At 59.0% G+C, this 17,742-nt stretch carries 11 protein-coding genes and 1 pseudogene; 7 read left to right on the top strand and 5 right to left on the bottom strand.

Annotated features, from left to right (window positions below):
* Positions 1 to 1,024: 1,024 nt before the first annotated feature.
* Together NCS58_RS19925 and NCS58_RS19920 are read right to left on the bottom strand one after the other, a co-directional pair.
* The gene (locus NCS58_RS19925) at positions 1,025 to 2,095 is read right to left on the bottom strand and encodes an SDR family oxidoreductase (protein WP_061117943.1); all 1,071 of its coding nucleotides are present in this window, start codon (positions 2,093 to 2,095) and stop codon (positions 1,025 to 1,027) included.
* A 368-nt stretch (positions 2,096 to 2,463) separates the two neighbouring features.
* Positions 2,464 to 6,267 (bottom strand): chemotaxis protein CheB, encoded by a 3,804-nt coding sequence (locus NCS58_RS19920; protein ID WP_250477480.1) that lies wholly within the window; start codon positions 6,265 to 6,267, stop codon positions 2,464 to 2,466.
* A gap of 474 nt (positions 6,268 to 6,741) precedes the next feature.
* On the opposite strand from NCS58_RS19920, the pseudogene NCS58_RS19915 reads away from it, so the two are divergent.
* Together NCS58_RS19915 and NCS58_RS19910 are read left to right on the top strand one after the other, a co-directional pair.
* Positions 6,742 to 7,790 (top strand): annotated as a pseudogene (locus NCS58_RS19915) (chemotaxis protein CheB).
* 287 nt (positions 7,791 to 8,077) lie between these two features.
* Positions 8,078 to 8,926, top strand: a complete 849-nt coding sequence (locus NCS58_RS19910) for a formate/nitrite transporter family protein (RefSeq protein ID WP_250477478.1) — start codon at positions 8,078 to 8,080, stop codon at positions 8,924 to 8,926.
* Between the two features lie 112 nt (positions 8,927 to 9,038).
* Here the strand turns inward: NCS58_RS19910 and NCS58_RS19905 are convergent, their stop codons facing one another.
* Positions 9,039 to 9,668 (bottom strand): class I SAM-dependent methyltransferase, encoded by a 630-nt coding sequence (locus tag NCS58_RS19905; RefSeq protein WP_086960980.1) that lies wholly within the window; start codon positions 9,666 to 9,668, stop codon positions 9,039 to 9,041.
* 328 nt (positions 9,669 to 9,996) lie between these two features.
* Between NCS58_RS19905 and NCS58_RS19900 the strand changes: the two genes are divergently transcribed.
* The 3 genes from NCS58_RS19900 to NCS58_RS19890 all read left to right on the top strand — a co-directional run bounded on the left by NCS58_RS19900 (position 9,997) and on the right by NCS58_RS19890 (position 12,498).
* Entirely contained in the window at positions 9,997 to 10,587 is a 591-nt protein-coding gene (locus NCS58_RS19900; protein ID WP_061117948.1) for a hypothetical protein, read from the top strand.
* 117 nt (positions 10,588 to 10,704) lie between these two features.
* Positions 10,705 to 12,108, top strand: a complete 1,404-nt coding sequence (gene otsA, locus NCS58_RS19895; protein WP_061117949.1) for an alpha,alpha-trehalose-phosphate synthase (UDP-forming) — start codon at positions 10,705 to 10,707, stop codon at positions 12,106 to 12,108.
* Positions 12,109 to 12,255: 147 nt separating this feature from the next.
* On the top strand, positions 12,256 to 12,498 hold the full coding sequence (locus NCS58_RS19890) for a hypothetical protein (protein ID WP_061117950.1): 243 nt from the start codon (positions 12,256 to 12,258) through the stop codon (positions 12,496 to 12,498).
* 284 nt (positions 12,499 to 12,782) lie between these two features.
* On the opposite strand, the gene NCS58_RS19885 is transcribed toward NCS58_RS19890, so the two are convergent.
* Positions 12,783 to 13,640, bottom strand: coding sequence for a bile acid:sodium symporter family protein (locus NCS58_RS19885; protein WP_061117951.1), 858 nt, complete (start codon positions 13,638 to 13,640; stop codon positions 12,783 to 12,785).
* An 89-nt stretch (positions 13,641 to 13,729) separates the two neighbouring features.
* Positions 13,730 to 14,176 carry a YidH family protein gene (locus tag NCS58_RS19880; RefSeq protein ID WP_086960984.1) on the bottom strand — a complete coding sequence of 149 codons (447 nt, stop codon included), beginning with the start codon at positions 14,174 to 14,176 and terminating at the stop codon, positions 13,730 to 13,732.
* 506 nt (positions 14,177 to 14,682) lie between these two features.
* On the opposite strand from NCS58_RS19880, the gene NCS58_RS19875 reads away from it, so the two are divergent.
* Together NCS58_RS19875 and NCS58_RS19870 are read left to right on the top strand one after the other, a co-directional pair.
* Positions 14,683 to 16,023: an anaerobic sulfatase maturase gene (locus tag NCS58_RS19875; protein WP_250477476.1), complete on the top strand. Its 1,341-nt coding sequence runs from the start codon at positions 14,683 to 14,685 to the stop codon at positions 16,021 to 16,023.
* A gap of 155 nt (positions 16,024 to 16,178) precedes the next feature.
* Entirely contained in the window at positions 16,179 to 17,669 is a 1,491-nt protein-coding gene (locus NCS58_RS19870; protein WP_061117953.1) for an arylsulfatase, read from the top strand.
* Positions 17,670 to 17,742: the final 73 nt, after the last annotated feature.

The raw sequence follows: 17,742 nt of genomic DNA, 5'->3' as shown, positions 1-17,742 counted from the left end.
AACTCCGTCCGCTATGTCATTGACCGTAAACGACTTTTCGCGGCTCGCCACCGCTACGACTTGTGTGTAATGAGGTGCATAAAACCAGGTCCTCGGATTCAGAAAGTATTCCCGGAAGTGACTGTTCACCAATATTGTTTGGTGCGAGTAATTCAAGACTTCGACCGCTAGGCCTTATATCGCCGAACGTCGACGCTTATTCGATGCGCAGCTCCATGGGTGCAGTTATCCCACGACGACATCGCTTCCACATCCCCACAGAAGTGTGTATGCCAAGGTAGAGGCCGAGCGCTCAGAGAGACCGTGTCGCTCGTGGAGCAGGCGGCCGACGTGGTCTACGTATGCAAGAGAACGGCACGGCTGTGTCGCCATAACGGTCATTCACATGATCGCGCCTGATGATGCCAAGCGTTACGCGATGATCGGAGGCGTTTGCGCTTATCGCTCGTTGCCGAACTTGCAAGGTTGAAATGAGATAACAACAGGATACCTAATCGAGCGAAACTTAGAGAAGTCCGAGATAGTCGAGGATCTGGCATTCACGGCGCCGTTCTACACCTGACAGGTCGAGCGCTGCTCCGTATCGTTCGTTGCGTCTGATCGGCGGGATGTGACTGCTGCTGCATGCACGACGAAATTCGACAAGCGATAGGCCGCTGCCGGCGGACCATGCCGTATTTCACGACAAGACGAGACGGACGCGCGGTGGTTCCCGACGTTCCATGGAAAAGTTGGCGCAAGCTCGCGATGCTCACGCACGTGAGCCGCGGTAGGCGAACCCGGCCAACGCTCAGCGTTATTGACGCGCAGCGCGAGCGGCGTCACTCGCGGCCAACGGCGTGTAATTTGGTAGGACTGTCGACGCGCGAGCACCTGGCTCCAGCAAGCGAGTCCGGCCACTGTCGCGTCGATCGTCATTGCGACGATGGAGGAATGCTTTTATAACTTGCGCACGCACAGCGCTTTCAGAGAGGGCGTTGCATGACAACGTTCGAGGGCGTGCGTTGCCCATGGCATCGGCGGCTCAGGAAGGAATGATGTGCTCGCGCTTCAGCCGGTCGAACAGATTGAAGAACGCATCGGGCGTGCTCTGGTAATCGAGAAATCCGAGCTTGCGGCTCTTCGACATGTCCGTCAGCACTTCCATCGGGCGGCCGAGGTCGGCGTCCGTATGCCACCACGAGACGAGGTTATCGATATCGTGCTCGGCGAGCGCGTAGCGTGCCGCGATGTCCGCCCAGGTCTGGCGAGCGCGATGCATGCGGCTTTCAAGCGGTCGAATGTGTCCGTCGAAGGGTGCCGGCTCCACGCCGAAATACTCCGCGATGCGCGCCCACATCCATTTCCATCGGAACACGTCCCCGTTGACGACATTGAACGCCTCATTGCGGGCCGAGGCAGACGTGGCAGCCCATTCGAGGTGCCGCGCGAGCAGACGGGCGTCGGTCATGTCGGTCAGGCCGTTCCATTGCGCAGCCGAGCCCGGAAACAGGAAGGGTTCGCCAGTCTCCTTGCATAGCGTCGCATAGACGGCCAGCGTGACGCCCATGTTCATGGCGTTGCCCACTGCATAGCCGATGATGGTGTGCGGACGGTGTACGCTCCAGCTGAATCCGTACTGGCGCGCGGCATCGAAAAGCCGATCTTCCTGCTCGTAGTAAAAATTGTCGACCGGTTGCCGGCCCTGTTCCTCGCGAAACGGGGTTGTCGGAACGCTGCCTTGGGCATAGGCCTCGAAAGGACCGAGATAGTGCTTCAAGCCGGTAACGAGGGCTGCGTGCGACAGAGCGCCAGTGGGGCCCAGCGCCGCGAGCACATTCGCGACCATTGCTCCGTTGACGCGGATGTTTTCGGCTTCGGTCGCCTGGCGCGACCATGCAGTGAAGAAGACATGGCTGAACTGCCGCCCCTTCAGAGCGTCCGCGACCGATGTCGTCGATGTGAGGTCGGCGGTGATCGATTCCACGCCGGCAGGCGGGGCCGTGCGACCGCGTGACAGCCCGGCAATCGCCCAGTCACCGCGCGACTGAAGGTGCTCGGCAAGATTGCGTCCGACGATGCCGGTGCCGCCGATGATTAGTGCTCGCTTGTCCATTGCATCTCACTGTGTTTTGAATTAATCGAGGCCGTCCGCGTGGACTGCTCATGTAAGTGTGAGGCTTGGCCGAAAAGTCTGCTTGCACCGAGGTGCGCGGAAAAAAAGACGGTCGAGCGGTTCTTTTAGCGGCCGTGGGGATGGGAGCGGCGCCGGCCATTCGTGCAGGTGTGATCGGAGCTTCCAGTCCAAAGCGCCCGCAAAACATCTGAAGACGGTTGTAGATCGACCGACGACCTCGATGTCGGTCCAGAAGGATCTCGGTAGCGCCCCCTGCGAGGCAAGCGCGGGCGGCTCGCGACAAATGCGCTGAAGCGGTGTCGCAGGGCAATGGCGCGCCGAGATCGCGCGCTGCATCGAGCGTCCCCCTACGAAACGCTGCCTAGCCGGTTTCGTGTATTGCCCGATTCGACGATCAGTTCGTTTAACTGAGTGATGCTGGCGGGCTTGACCAGGTGATGATCGAAGCCCGCCTGTCTCGCGCGCTCGAAATGCTCCTCCCCCGCGTATCCACTATGCGCGATCAGCATGGTGTCTGCAAAATCGGGCGTCGCGCGCAGCCGGCGAGCCACTTCGTAGCCGTCCATGTCCGGCAACCCGATATCGAGTAGGACGATGTCAGGACGAAAGTCCTTCGCGCGCAGCAAGGCAGTTGGGCCGTCCTGCACGACCTGGACTTCGTGCCCGTCCAGCTTGAGCAGCATGGCGGTGCTTTCGGCTGCGTCTGCATTGTCATCCACAATAAGGATCCGTCGAGGGCGCGTCGGTTGTGCGCGAATCGGCAGGGCGACTGCAGGGGAATGCTCCACCTCGATGTCTTCTGCGGGAAGCGCTGGAAGTCGAACAACGAACTGGCTGCCGCGTCCCAGCCCTTCGCTCGAGGCGCGTACGGTTCCGTGATGCAGATGAACGAGTCGCTGCACGAGGGCAAGGCCGAGACCCAGCCCGGCAGACTTACGGTCAAGCGAGCGTTCCGCCTGGACAAAGACAGTGAAGATCGTTGGCAAAAAGTCCGCCGCCATGCCGATACCGTTGTCTTGGACTGTCAGCGTTGCCTGACCGTCGTCGCGCGTAAGGGACACAGCAATTTCTCCGCCCGGCAAGGTGTATTTGATCGCATTGCCAAGCAGGTTGACGACAATCTGTTCGAGCCGCATCGAGTCCCCTTCGACCATCAGTGATTCAGCCGGTAAGGCAAGTGACAGCCGGTGCCGGCGTGCGTCGCTTTCTGTGCGGATGGTGGCCACGCCGTGGCGCACGATCTGCACCAGATCGACGGGCTCGACTTTGAGCTTGATGATGCCGCGTGTAATGCGCGATACGTCCAGAAGGTCGTCGACCAAGCCGATTTCGTGCTTCAACTGCCGCTTTGCAGAATCGCGGGCGCGTTGCTCAGTGTCGGCGTCGACGTCCATCCGCTCCCATATCGCAAGCCCGTTGCTGATCGCCGCGAGGGGGTTGCGCAGTTCGTGCGCCAGCATCGCAAGGAATTCGTCTTTCTGATGGTCGGCCGCTTCCAGTCGGTCAACCAACCGCTGATGTTGCGTAATGTCTTCAATGGTGAGCACGATCAGTTCATGCACTCGTCCGACCACGCGGGCAGCATTGAGCCGCATCGTGCGCGACCCAATTTCCTCAAATACATGCGTAATCACGAAGTCGCGAACGATGGCTTTTCGCGGGAGAATATTTTCGAGCAACTCGCGTAGGCCCGGGATATCCCACTGTCCATTTCCCAACAAATAGAGCATCGCACCGATCGTGGTATCGGACGTCGTCCGGAAGGTTTCGTAGAACGCGCGATTAGCCCGCGTAACGCGCAGGTCTGGCTCCAGCACCAGCAGCGGGTCGGACATCGTGTCGATGATCGCGTCGGCATAGTCACGTGCTCGCACCACATCGTCGTGAGTCGTCTTGAGTTCCTGATTGCGATAGCGCAGCTCATCGTTGGTCGTCGAGAGTTCTTCGTTCAGTGACTGCAACTCCTCTTTCGCCGCTTCGAGCTCTTCATTGGTGCTCTGGAATTCTTCGTTACTTGATAGCAGTTCTTCTTCGCTTGACTTGAGCTCTTCGCGTGCGCTTTCGTGTTCCGCGAGCATGGTTCGAAGCTGCGTTCGCATGGCGCCGACCTCGGCGTTCAGTCGGACGATCTCTTCGTCTTTCGGATCCGCGCCCTGTGAGACGACCTTGCGCCCCAGACGTTGGCGCAACGTCTGCAACATCAGGGACTTCAACGGCTCATCCTTTTGCGTCGACAGGGTATCCGAACTCTTCAGGCTGCCTTCAAAAAACGTCAAAAACCAGCGGCCCGCCGCTTCGGCGGTCTGGACCGGATGAACCTCGAGGCTGGCGGTCACCAACCCGCTAGTACGCGCGGTTTTCAGATCGGCCTTACGAACGACAACACCCTCCTGCCGCGCCTGCCTGATCGCGTCGTTGAGAGCAGGAAAGATTTCGGGCTTCGCCAGTCGCTGAAGATTGGTGATCGGCGGACCGCTCGGGTTGGTCAGATAGGCGGAGGTGTCCCCTCGAAACTCGATGACGTTCAGATCATCGTCACATAGTACGGACGGCGGGACATAGCGGGCGAGCGAGAGACGATCGACTTCGGCGCGAAGTAATGATGCGTCGACGGGTTCCGACTCATCGCTGGAGACGTTAGGAGAACGGACGGCGGTCGAAGGAACCAGTCGCGGCGCAAGGCGCATCTCGGCAGGCGAACTCATGCGGGGCTTCTTGCTATACACCTTGCTGCGCTTGTTCTCGACGACGCCAAAGAGTTCGGAGAAGGCGCCGACCGTCTCGGATGGGCCCAGCATCAGTACACCATCCGGTTTTAGCGCGTAGTGAAAGAGCGGCATTACACTGCGTTGGGCGGGCGCACTCAGGTAGATCAACAAATTTCGGCAGCTGATCAGGTTCATCCGCGAAAACGGCGGGTCGCTCACCACGTCGTGGCGTGCGAACGTGCAGAGATCTCTGACAGCTTTGTCAACGCAGTAGTATTTGCCATCGCGTACAAAGAACCGCTCCAGGCGTTCGGGCGACACATTTCGCGCGATGTTCTCGATGTACCGGCCGGCGCGCGCCGTGTCCAGCGGTCCAGGGCTGATGTCGGTGCCGAAGATTTGGACTGACGGAACCTGCGCGCGCTGACTAAGGTATTCAAGTAGACAAATGGCAATGGAATAGACTTCCTCGCCGGTCGCGCACCCTGGCACCCAGATCCGCAGTGTCTTGCCTGCGTCATCACCCATGAGGCGGGGGAAAACAGTCTGGGTCAACACCTCGAACGTCTCGGGATCGCGGAAGAATTCGGTAACCTGGACCAGCAGGTCGCGTCCCAATGCGAGGGTTTCCGCAGGCTCCGATTCGAGCACGTTGACGTATTGTGCTGTGGAGGTCAGTTGCCGCAATGCCATGCGACGCGACAGCCGGCGCTGGATCGTACCGGGTTTGTAGTGCGTAAAGTCGATATTGCAGGCGTTCTGGAGCAGACGGAAAATAGCTTGGAAACTGGTTTCAGCCGATTCAATCGCATCGGGTTTCGCGCCTGCCACTGACCCCAGGTGAGGATGTCGCGCTATGCGGATTATTTCCTTTGCGATTTCATGCGGTGCGAGCACCCGATCGACGCATCCGAGCCCGATTGCCGCATGCGGCATGCTGTTAAAAAGTGCCGACGCGTCCTGAGCGAACGTGAAACCTCCCTGAACTTGAACCGCCTGAAGACCCAGCGCACCATCCGAGCCGCTCCCGGAGAGAATCACGCCAATGGCGTTGGCGCCCTGGTCCTTGGCGAGCGATTCGAGCAGGTCGTCCACCGGCATCGGTGGTCCGAGCGACTCGTCGCGGGGTTGAAGCCGGATGCGGCGATCGACCACGAGCATTCGTTTGTTCGCGGGGATCGTGTACAGATGGTCTGCCTCGATAATCATGTCGTCGGCGGCTTCCTGCACCCGCGTGGCCATGCGCTTGGCAAGAATTTCCGCGAGCAGGCTCTGGCGGGACGGATCGAGATGCTGCACTACGAGAAATGCCATGCCGCTCACAGCCGGAATTTCCGACATCAACTCGGAAATTGCCTCGAGACCGCCAGCAGAAGCGCCAATACCGACTACTGGAAAACCCGGCGATGCCGGCTCGGTCCTCATCGTTGCGGGGTCGGTCACATCATCTCCCGTATGGCAAAAAACCGCCGGTCGGTCACCTGCGTCTCGACGCACCAGTAGGCCCCACATGCGCGCTTTCTAGTCGCACCTCAAGGAGGGGTCCTTGCGGCTAACCGATAGCGCCTGACGCATGCCGCTGCACCCGTCCCGCGGTCTGCTCCGCCCCGTTCATCGATCTTGCCCGGCACTCTCGAACGATTCCGACAGTCGGCAAGTCGCTCGACGTTTTGCGCTAGCAGCAATGGGCGCGGCGTAAGCACCCGGTGGTCGATTCGGTCATATCGCCGCTGCGGTCCACGTTTTCACGGTCCGTAAGGTTCAGCAAAGTCGATACCGCATCGCCGCAGCGCTTATCGTTACAACTGCAAGGTTAGTCTAATCGAAGCGATTAATTAGCGTTGCCGGCTGTATCGACACACCGCGACGGCCGCCGCGCCCAGTGCCGACGTCAGGCGCCTTTATTGCTCTACGTATATGACTGGCGGAGGGCCCGTGAAAAAGCGTGACATTATCGTCGTGGCGACTTCGACTGGTGGGCGTGCCGCGCTTAACACGCTTGTATCGGCATGGCCAGCCGATCTTCCGGCGTCCGTATTCGTGGTGATGCACGTCGGCGCTCAGCCCAGCATCCTCCCGGAGATACTGCAAAGATCCTGCGCTCTACGCGTTCAACACGCGGAGAACGAACAGGAGTTCCAAGATTCCGTCGTGTACGTCGCCCCGCCGGACCGCCACTTGATCGTTCAGGACGGAAAACGCTTCTTATCGCCGGTCCAAAGGAAAATTTCGCTCGTCCAGCAGCCGACCCGTTGTTTCGATCGGCTGCGGTCAACTATGGTGCACGCGTCATCGGGATCATCCTCACGGCTCATCTGGATGACGGCGCGGCGGGCCTCAAGGCGGTGGATGCGTGCGGCGGCTTCGTTGCAGTACAGGACCCGGCAGAGTCTCCGGCGCCAGGCATGCCGTTAAACGCACTGCGCGCGGTCAAACCCGATGTCGTTGCTTCCGTCGCGGAACTCTCCTTGTTCGTCATGACATTGCTGGACCAACCTGTCGTCGAGAAGCCCGAAGCATCGAACATTCAGCGGATCGCCGCTATCGAAACTCAAATCGCGTCGACGGGCAGGTCGAGCGTTGACATCATCGAATCGATCGGTTCCCGCAGTCCGTTGACTTGCCCCGAATGCGGTGGCGTCGTGTGGCGCATTGGTGACAGCGCACCGCTTCGCTACAGGTGTCACACCGGCCACGCCTTTTCAGGGCGCTCGCTCGAAGAGGTCCAGCGGCAACAGACCGAGAATGCGCTGTGGTCTGTCGTTCGGGGCCTGCAGGAGCGCTTGACGCTCGCGAAGCAGCAGTTGGTCAATCTCGACGATGCTTCAGAGCAGGAAGCGATCAGCGCGCGAATCGAGAGCCTCGTTGTGGCCGAAGAGGCCGCGTACGGCTTGCTGCGCGACACCGTACATGGCGTGTGTGATCAACGTTTCACCGACAGATCGAGTCCATGCATCGGTTCTTAAGTTAAAAAGTTATCCTCAGTAGACGACGGCTCTAAATAAGGAGTGGATGCCCCTGAACATATTGCGCCGCTCGGAAGGCAGCACTGACGCCCTGCACCAATCCCACTCCCTCCGATGTATCACGGCCATCCACACTGCGGTGTTGAGTTCAATCGCAGACGATACCCGTGCACCTGGCGGACTTTCTGATTCTCTCCACAGCAATGCCGACACTGGAGCGGAGGTCTTTCGACCCTCCATGAAGGATGGCTACTTATCGAAATCGATCCACTCAAACTGGAGGTTCCATGTCTGACACAGAAGCGGGTTCCAATTCGCCTCACCTTAATAAAGGTGAGCAAGAACAGGCTGCCGACCACTCGACGCCTGCCGCGCTCGTCATCCACGAAATAGTGCGGGAAGAGGGCGAGGCAGCCATGGAACGCACGGTTTCCGCGCTTACATGGTCGGCGCTCGCGGCGGGTCTGTCGATGGGTTTTTCATTCCTGATGCAGGCGGTCCTTGATGGTGAACTGCCCGACAGTGAGTGGCGGCCGCTTGTTTCGAGCTTCGGTTACACCATCGGTTTTGTGATCGTCATTCTCGGTCGGCAACAGCTGTTTACGGAGAGCACGCTCAGCGTTGTGCTTCCAGTGCTGACGCGCCGTGATCTGAAAACAGTCGTGAAGGCGCTTCGCCTCTGGGGGATCGTACTAACGTGGAACCTGATTGGAACAGCCTGCTTCGCGGCGATGCTCCAGTTGCCTGGTGTATTTTCCACGGACGTTCAAGCATCACTCGATCGCGTCGCCGAAGCGCCGTTCTCTGGCAGCTTCGGCGTGACCGTCGTGCGGGCAGTGCTGGCGGGCTGGCTGATCGCGCTCATGGTATGGCTATTACCCAGCGCGCGCTCAGCGCGGCTTTTGACCGTCTTGTTGATCACCTATGTGGTTGCCGCCTGCAATTTGTCCCATGTAATTGCCGGATCGGTGGAGGGCCTCTATGCCGTCTTCAGCGGCGCTGTCGGCCTCGGCGACTACTTCTTTGTCTTCCTCATTCCGACTTTGATCGGTAATGTAATTGGAGGCATATCGCTCGTTGCGCTCATCAACCACGCAGCGATCGCGCCGGAAATTACGGGCGGTGATGCAACCTAGGCTGGGCAAACCTCCGCGCCATGTGTGCCGACGCAAGTGTTCTGCTAAAAAAGGCAAGAGCGATTCAACGTCAGCGCACGCAAGCGGCCGACCTTGCGACGGCCCATTGCTCTCAGCCCTGTACTGCCGGCGCAATACTTGCGCGCGTGGAAGGCGGTGTTCGAAGCGCGAGTGTGAGTATCCTGGCCGGAGGGAGATTCAGCCACGTGACCTCGGACGACAACTCGACGAATTCATGGCTGAGATGTCTTGGTGGACCGTACAGCGCATAAGTGAACTGAATCAACAGCGTCCCGGTCGGAAGTACGCTGCACCAGTGCGCGACCATTGAACGCGATTCGGCGTAAGGCAACGAACGAAGTGGCACGCTGGACACGACGGCGTCGATCCGACCAGGGTCCGTCAAAAAGCTCGAGAGGTTTCGTGCATCGCCTTCGATGATTCGAAGCTGCGGGAATCGTGCCCGTAAATGGGCGGCAAGGGCCGGCGCGCGCTCGACGACAAGCAGGCGTTCTGGGCGGACACCGCGATCGAGCAAGGCCTGGGTCACTGCGCCCGTGCCGGCGCCTAGTTCCACGACAGGGCCGGTGCCGGCAAGCGGCACCGGCCGTGCCATTGCTTCCGCGAGACGTCGTGAACTTGGAAAGATCGCGCCAGCTGACCAAGGGTGCAGTAAGGCCTCCCTGAAAAAAACCAGGTGGCGGCGCAGAAAAGTCCAGTTTGAAAAGGCAAAATTTCTCATTCTTTGACGCCGCTATGATTGGTCGAGCCCCTTTGACGTGCGTATGTGATGTTTGTTTAACGCGAGCATATGAGGTGCCTGAGGGTTTCTGCTTGCGTTCGGTGCGTCCGACCATCGGGCAGCGTCGCGGGAATAGCGATTGCGCGCGAAGAAAATGGCGCATGGGCAGACCTACGTCATCCGATGGAACGACGCGTGATAACGCATACGTTGCCTCTTCCGACGGTGCCGCCATGTCCAAGACGTTGGGCGACAAGAAGGACGGTGTGTCAGGGTCGTCCTCAAACCGAAAGTCATGCAGTGTTGACAATCAAGGTCAGGTGAATCCATGAACCCTCGTAGCGATCCCGCACGAAGTGCACTTCTTTCCGCATCCGAGACGCGCTCGCTCGCACGCGGGCTCGGGTGGTACAGCCTGGCGTTAGGCGCCGCCGAACTGCTTGCGCCGAGAACGGTTGCGCGCGCGGCGGGACTCGAAGGCAGCAGCCGGGCGCTCGTGCGTCTCTATGGACTTCGTGAGATCGCTTGCGGAATCGGCATTTTGATGTCGCGCAATCCTGCGCCGTATGTGTGGGCGCGCGTCGGTGGCGACGTCCTTGATCTCGCCACAGTCGCCTCGCAGTCCGATGGCGTTGCGTCGGAGGGCCGGGGGCGCGCCATCGGCGCGGTCACGAATCTCCTGGCCGTGACAGCGCTCGATGTATATACGGGCGTCACACTGTCCGCCGACAGATCAGCTGATGCCGCAGAGGCGGACACCGAGCGCTATGTGACGCTATACAGTATGCGCACCGGATTCCCGCGGTCGGCCGAGGAGATGCGCGGTGCGGCGCGCGACTTCGAGGTGCCGGCCGATATGCGCACGCCCGAGGCTCTGCGCCCATGGATAAACGGCGAGGCGGACGTGAAGTCGCGTTAGAGGCATCGGCGCCCGATGCGGATGCGGGGCGCCGCTGCGGAAACGGAACTATAGACTGAAACCCGGCGCTTAAAGGTCTTCCGCGATATTCGATTCAAATGCCAACCCGAGCCCGATATGAGCCGTCTGGTGGTCGTATCAAACCGTACCGCCGATCCTCGCAAAGCTGCGGCAGGAGGCCTCGCGGTCGCCCTGCGGGAAAGCCTCGAACAAACAGGGGGACTCTGGTTCGGCTGGAGCGGCAAACTCAGCGACACTGTGGAAGGTGACGCTAACGAACAGCACGAGCTCGATGTTCATACGAGCGGCAATGTGACACTGGCGACGCTCGACCTGACCCGTGCGGATCACGACAGCTACTACTTGGGATACTCCAACGGTGTGCTTTGGCCAGTATGTCACTACCGTCTGGATCTCGCGAAGTTCGACACGCGCTTCGCGCAAGGTTATCGGCGCGTGAATCAGTTGTTCGGCCGCAAGCTGCTGACATTGTTGAAGCCAGATGACATCGTATGGGTGCATGACTATCATCTGATCCCGCTGGCCGCCGAATTACGTTCGGCCGGCTGCAAACATCGCATCGGCTTTTTCTTGCACATTCCGATGCCGCCTCCACTGATCATGGCGGCGATCCCCGAGCACGAATGGCTCATGCGTTCGCTCTTCGCGTACGATCTCGTCGGCTTCCAGGCGCAGTCCGATGTCACGCACTTTTCGCACTATGTCGAATCAGAGGCTCGGGCCGTTCGCCTGGGTCCAAACCACCTCCGTGCGTTCGATCGCACGCTACAGGTCGGGGCCTACCCGATTGGCATAGACGTCGAGGACTTTGCGCGCCTCGCCCGGGCCAGGGAAGGGCGCGAGATGTTTGCACGCATGCGTGAGGAATACTCGCGGCGGCGCTTGCTTCTCGGCGTCGATAGACTCGATTACTCGAAGGGACTACCGCAAAGGATTCACGCTTTCCGACAACTACTGGAGCGCTATCCGGAAAATCGTGACAGCGCTACGTTGATCCAGATCGCGTCGCCGAGCCGCGAAGATGTCGGGGCGTACGACGATCTTCGCCGTGAAATGGACAGCCTGTGCGGCGCAATCAACGGTGACTTTGGAGAACTGGACTGGATGCCGGTCAGGTACATTCATCGCAATGTGGCTCGCAAACGACTGCCGGGACTCTATCGCGCGAGTCGTGTTGCGCTGGTGACGCCGTTGCGCGACGGCATGAACCTGGTGGCGAAGGAGTTCATCGCTGCTCAGGATCCGGCTGACCCGGGCATGTTGGTGCTTTCGCGTTTCGCCGGTGCGGCCGAGCAGCTAACCGAGGCGCTGCTCGTCAACCCCTATGATACGCAGGGCACGGCAGACGCCATTCAACGGGCATTGGTCATGCCGCTCGATGAACGCATCAATCGACATGCGGCGCTTTCGAACCGAGTCCGAGAGCAGGACGTTCGCTGGTGGTCCGAGACGTTCCTGAAGGCGCTCGCCGAGACAGAGACGGCTTCAGGGAAGAGTTGAACGAGTCGCTTCACGCCACAGTCGGAGAGGCTATCCTGTGTTATCGGATGAGGTGCGTACGGCGCTTCGCGACAACAACGAAGCTCCCACTTGACTGGTGAGTTCGTTTGTCATGTTGGAATCCTCGACTATTGCGAAGGAGGGGTAATGACAGCCCAAAACTCGACATACAAGGAATGCAATATCAGTGTGGATGTGACCGGTCCTGACGATAGCGGCGCGTACTCGGGCACGTTTGTTATCACGCGTGAGGTGGGTGACGCTGATGATGACAGGCAGTTCACGCCTGCCTGGCGGACCGCCGTATTCTCGGAAGCGGAAGCTCTCAGCCGACTCACGCGGCTGGCTAAAGACGTCATTGATGGCAAAGCGGACGGCTCGGAGATTTAAAGGTCTGACATTACACCGCGCGTTTTCCCGTATCGATAGTCAAACCATCCGGCGGATCTGCAATCCACAAGACGCATCGGAAGTGCGTCATTCGTTTCCTGAGGTTATGGGCTTTAGGCGGTGTGTCGCGGGCGCAGGCTCGAGTGGGACGTCTTGGTGCCCTCTCGCATGGGCGGGGTGGCTTTAGCGAAATGAATGAGTCAACGACCGTGACTAAGCCACGGCCGCCAGCGAACCTGCGTATAGGTCAATCGCACGGCATAACTCGACCGCGGTAGCACGGGTTATCGAAAGAGTCCCTCGCCATCAACGCTCAGGAATCGCCGTCGTCGCCATCTCAAATAGATGCTCGACACAATGAAGGCGGTGACGAAGTACGCCACGACAAGTACCAATGTTTTCACCCCGACGAACTCCGACGCGACCACCAACGCTATACCCACGTGCCGCATTGCGCACGCGATCGCCAGCGCCGTTCGTTCATCGGCGTCTGGCCCTCCAAGAATCTGGCCGATGAACAGTGCCCCAACCATGAGTCCTACGAGTGAGAACACGCCTTGCCAGGTGAGACCCGCCAGGTGTTCCCTATGGACAAACAGCAGAATAATGCCCGAGACGGCGAGGACAACCCAGGCGACCGTCATGACCCGGTTCGACAGCCGTTCCGATAAGACTGGAAAAATCAGGCGAAGCCCCATGCCGACCAGGATCGGCAGAAGAATAGTTTTGGCAATGTCCGTCACGACAGTACGTACGGTCAGCGTTACTTCCACGTCGAAGTAGGCGCTCAGTAACGCGGTCCACACAGGTACGGCGGCAATTGCGACGAGCGAGGATGTGATCAGCAGGCTAAAGATGTATTGCGCGCTATGCAGTGTCTTTAATCTTTTTGGAAGCAGCGGGGCGCCCGCAGACACAGCGAGCGCGAGCATCGCCGCCTTGACCCCTCGCTCGATCGGCATAATCAGCACAAGGCCGAAGGCGACCAGAGGGACGAGAAGGTACATCGCTGCAAGAGAGCGGAGCAATAGACCGGGACGTCGCCATACGTAGGTCAGTTCGGAAAACGAAGTTCCAGCACCGACACAGGCGATCAACACGCCGATAGAGAGCTTGAGCACGACTATCAGGGTTTCAGTCACGACACTGCCACCTTTGAATAGGTACAGCGACCATTCGATCCCGAACGAGGTCGGCGAAAAGGCTGCCGCATGCCGCGCCTCGCGTGCGCCTAGAGCAACCTTATGATGATGCTCATAAAGAGGAAACTACCCGAAAAGGCCATGACTAACGCGACAAAAAATGTCGGCCGGCAAATACTGACGGCATGATATTCGCGCAAACTGACGATCAATCGCCAGTACTCAATCGTTCCGAGCACCATCGACACGGTGCCCATTCCCGTGAGAAAGAGGCCGATGGTTCTCGGGCTGTGCGGATGCGCCAGATGAACGCCCGCTTCCCTGAATCCTTCGAGCAGCTTATAGATCGTAAAGCCGAAGCTGATCATCGAGAGCGCAGTACGCGTCCATGCCATCAACGTGCGATCGGCTGCCATCAGCGTGCGCGTCGTTGCGAGGTCGGTTCGTTCTTCGGCGAGTTGATTCGCCGAGCGCGCTTGCACGTTAACCACACCAGCCTCCGCAAGAATTTGTAGGACCGAGTTGCGGCGACGCATTCATTTCTGTCACGAACCGTTAAAGCCGCTCCCGAGCGTCAACGTAAATCTAGTTCATGGGACGCGCGATTGCGAGAAGCGTCCACTTCAAAGACGCGGCGAATGGCAGGGGTTTCTCATGTATCTACTCCCATATCGCTGGTTGCGGCACGGCACCAACAACTCCTCGGGGCATTGCGTGCCTCGAGTGACGTACGAGTGACCCTCGCGCGAGACGGTCGTTCTCGCCAATACGTTTTATTCGCAAACCGTGAAATTGAATTTGCTTTCGCCTTGCAAGCTGTCTTAAATACGTATCACGTCTTTGCCAGGACTTTCTGCTTCAATTCCAACCCCGCCGAATCTTGAGGCGCCCGGTCCGCGGTCTCGGGCAATCATCGGCACTTTGACAGCTGAGGAGTGTACGGCGAATGGAGGCCACGTTGCAGTCACGCGCTTCGTCATCGAGCATTGCAAATCCCCAACTGGCTGAGAGCCGGCCGCCGGATGCGCCGCCGCGTTTTCATTTGCTGGCCAAGCCGAGCGGCTCGACCTGCAACATCGATTGCAAATACTGCTTTTTCTTGTCGAAAGAGGCGCTGTATCCGAATGAAAAGCATCGGATGTCTCAGGCGACGCTCGAAACCTATATTCGCCAATTGCTGGAATCGCATCGCACGCCAGAGGTCACCGTGGCCTGGCAAGGCGGCGAACCGACACTCATGAGGGTCGAGTTCTTCCGGCACGCGGTCGAATACGTCGAAAAGTACCGCAAGCCTGGACAGGTGGTTAATCATACTTTTCAGACCAACGGCATTCTTCTTGATGACGAATGGTGCGAATTCTTCAAAGAGCATCACTTTCTCGTGGGCCTGAGTGTCGATGGTCCGCGTGAAATCCATGACACGTTTCGTGTCGATCGCCGCGCGCAGGGCACTTTCGAACTGGTCATGAAGGGTTGGAACCAACTGCGCAGGCACGGCGTCGAGTTCAACATCCTGTGCACGGTCCATTCCGCCAATGAACGGCATGGCCGCTCGGTTTATCGCTTCTTTCGCGATGAACTCGGCGCAAAGTGGATTCAATTCATCCCTATCATCGAGCGCGCAACTGAACAGACGATTCAACTCGCGAACCGCGGCTGGAGCGAGCGGGCGGGCCACAAGCGCGTGCTGTACACGCAGACCGGCAATCTCGTCACCGATCGTTCGGTCGGCGCGAAACAGTACGGGCTCTTCCTCATGGATGTATTCGAAGAGTGGGTACGCCGGGACGTCGGACGCGTCTTCGTGCAATTGTTCGATGTGACGCTCGAGGCCTTCTTCGGCCGTCATTTGCTGTGCATTCACGCTCCGACTTGCGGCCTCGGCCCTGCGCTCGAATACAACGGAGATCTGTATTCCTGCGATCACTTCGTCGAGCCCGGATATCGGTTGGGCAATATCCACGAAACGCATATGCTCGAACTCATTGCGTCGGCCGAACAACGCAGGTTTGGATTGGACAAACGCAGTTCGCTCACGGCCCAGTGCAGAAGCTGCGCGGTGAGGACGTTGTGCAACGGCGGATGTCCGAAGGACCGTTTCGCGCTTTCACGGGACGGTGAAGCAGGGCATAACTATTTGTGCCCCGGTCTCGAGTTGTTCTTTACGCAGTCGCGCCATGCAATGGAGACGATGGCGAAACTCCTGCACGATGGCCGGCCGCCGTCCGATGTGATGGCGATAACCGCCATCGAAGATAAACGGCGCGGACCTTATGCGCCTTGTCCATGCGGCAGTGGCAGGAAGTTCAAATTCTGCCACGGCGACAACGCGCCGCGTCGTTCGTTCAACTCAGGGAGCAGTGAAGAGCGGCGCACCTCATGATGGGTCAGGTGGTGCCCAATGACGTCGGTGGCCGTTACGAGCTCACAGAGCAGGGGCCGGCGAGCGGCATTCTGGCTCGGTTCGGTGATTGATGCATCCTTCGCCCGGCTGCGCAAAGCTCAGCGGGCGCTATCTGAAAAGGAGTGGAAGTAATCATGGCGACAAAGCAGCCGAATATTCTGATTCTTTGGGGCGATGATATCGGATGGTGGAATATCAGCTTCAACAGCCGCGGGCAGATGGGTTATCGCACGCCCAATATCGATCGCATTGCCAATGAGGGCGTGGCATTTACAGACTACTACGCTCAGCAAAGTTGCACGGCTGGCCGCGCAGCATTCATTACCGGACAGAATCCGATCCGCACGGGACTGACCAAGGTCGGCATGCCGGGTGCGGATGTCGGTTTGTCAGCGGAGGACCCGACCATTGCGCAGATGCTCAAGCCGCTGGGTTACGTCACCGGGCAGTTCGGCAAGAATCATCTGGGCGACAAGGATGAATTTCTGCCCACCATGCATGGATTCGACGAGTTCTTCGGCAATCTCTATCACCTGAATGCGGAAGAGGAGCCCGAAGATCCGGATTATCCAAAGGATCCTGCGTTCAGGAAACGCTTCGGTCCGAGAGGTGTGCTCCACTGCCACGCTGATGGAAAGGGCGGTCAGAGAATCGAGGACACCGGTGCGCTGACCAAAAAGCGCATGGAGACGATCGACGAAGAAACGACGACACTCGCGTGCGCATTCATCGACAAGGCGCACAACGAAGGCAAACCATTCTTCGTCTGGTACAACACGACGGCCATGCATTTCCGCACTCACTGTGCGGAGAAGCACAAGGGCAAGAGCGGACAGGGCGACTATAACGACGTCATGGTTGCGCACGACGAGAACATCGGCAAGATGCTTGCGAAGCTCGACGAGTTGGGCATTGCCGACGATACCATCGTGATGTACTCGACCGATAATGGCCCTCACTTCAATAGCTGGCCGGACGCGGGCATCACGCCCTTCCGGTCCGAAAAGAATACCAACTGGGAAGGCGGCTGGCGTGTTCCGGCGTTCGTTCGATGGCCGGGGAAAATCCCTGCCGGCACGGTTCTCAACGGCATAGTCACGCACCAGGACTGGATGACGACCTTGCTCGCGGCGGCTGGCGAGCCGGAGGTAAAAGAAAAGCTGCTTCAGGGATACAACGTCGGCGAGAAAACGTACAAGGTCCATCTGGACGGTTTCAACATGCTTCCTTATCTGATGGGCGAAGTGAAGGAAAGCCCGCGCGATTCGTTCTTCTATATCAGCGACGACGGCGACGTAATGGCCATCCGCGTGCGTGACTGGAAAATGGTGCTGCTGGAGCAGCGCGCCAAACAGTTGGCATGCTGGGCGGAACCTTTCGTCCGGCTGCGGATTCCGAAGATGTTCAATCTTCGGCGCGATCCATTCGAGCGTGCGGATGAGAGTTCGAACACGTACTACGACTGGATGATCTCCCACGCCTATCTGGTGTATGCGATGCAGGCGGTCGTCGCCTCGCAGATCGAAAACTTCAAGGCGTTTCCTCCGCGTCAGAAGCCTGCGTCATTCAACCTCGACGCGGTGCTGCGCCAACTCGACGATGCGGGTGGGGGCGCTCATCACTGAGCGGGCATAAGCGTCGCCCGATGGCATCCATCCCGGCCCCGGCTGAAACAGCCGGGCGTTGCGCAGTGGAAGG

It is taken from the genome of Caballeronia sp. INML3B, assembly GCF_023631305.1.
GTDB lineage: Bacteria > Pseudomonadota > Gammaproteobacteria > Burkholderiales > Burkholderiaceae > Caballeronia > Caballeronia turbans.
This window is presented reverse-complemented; position numbering and strand designations above follow the sequence as displayed.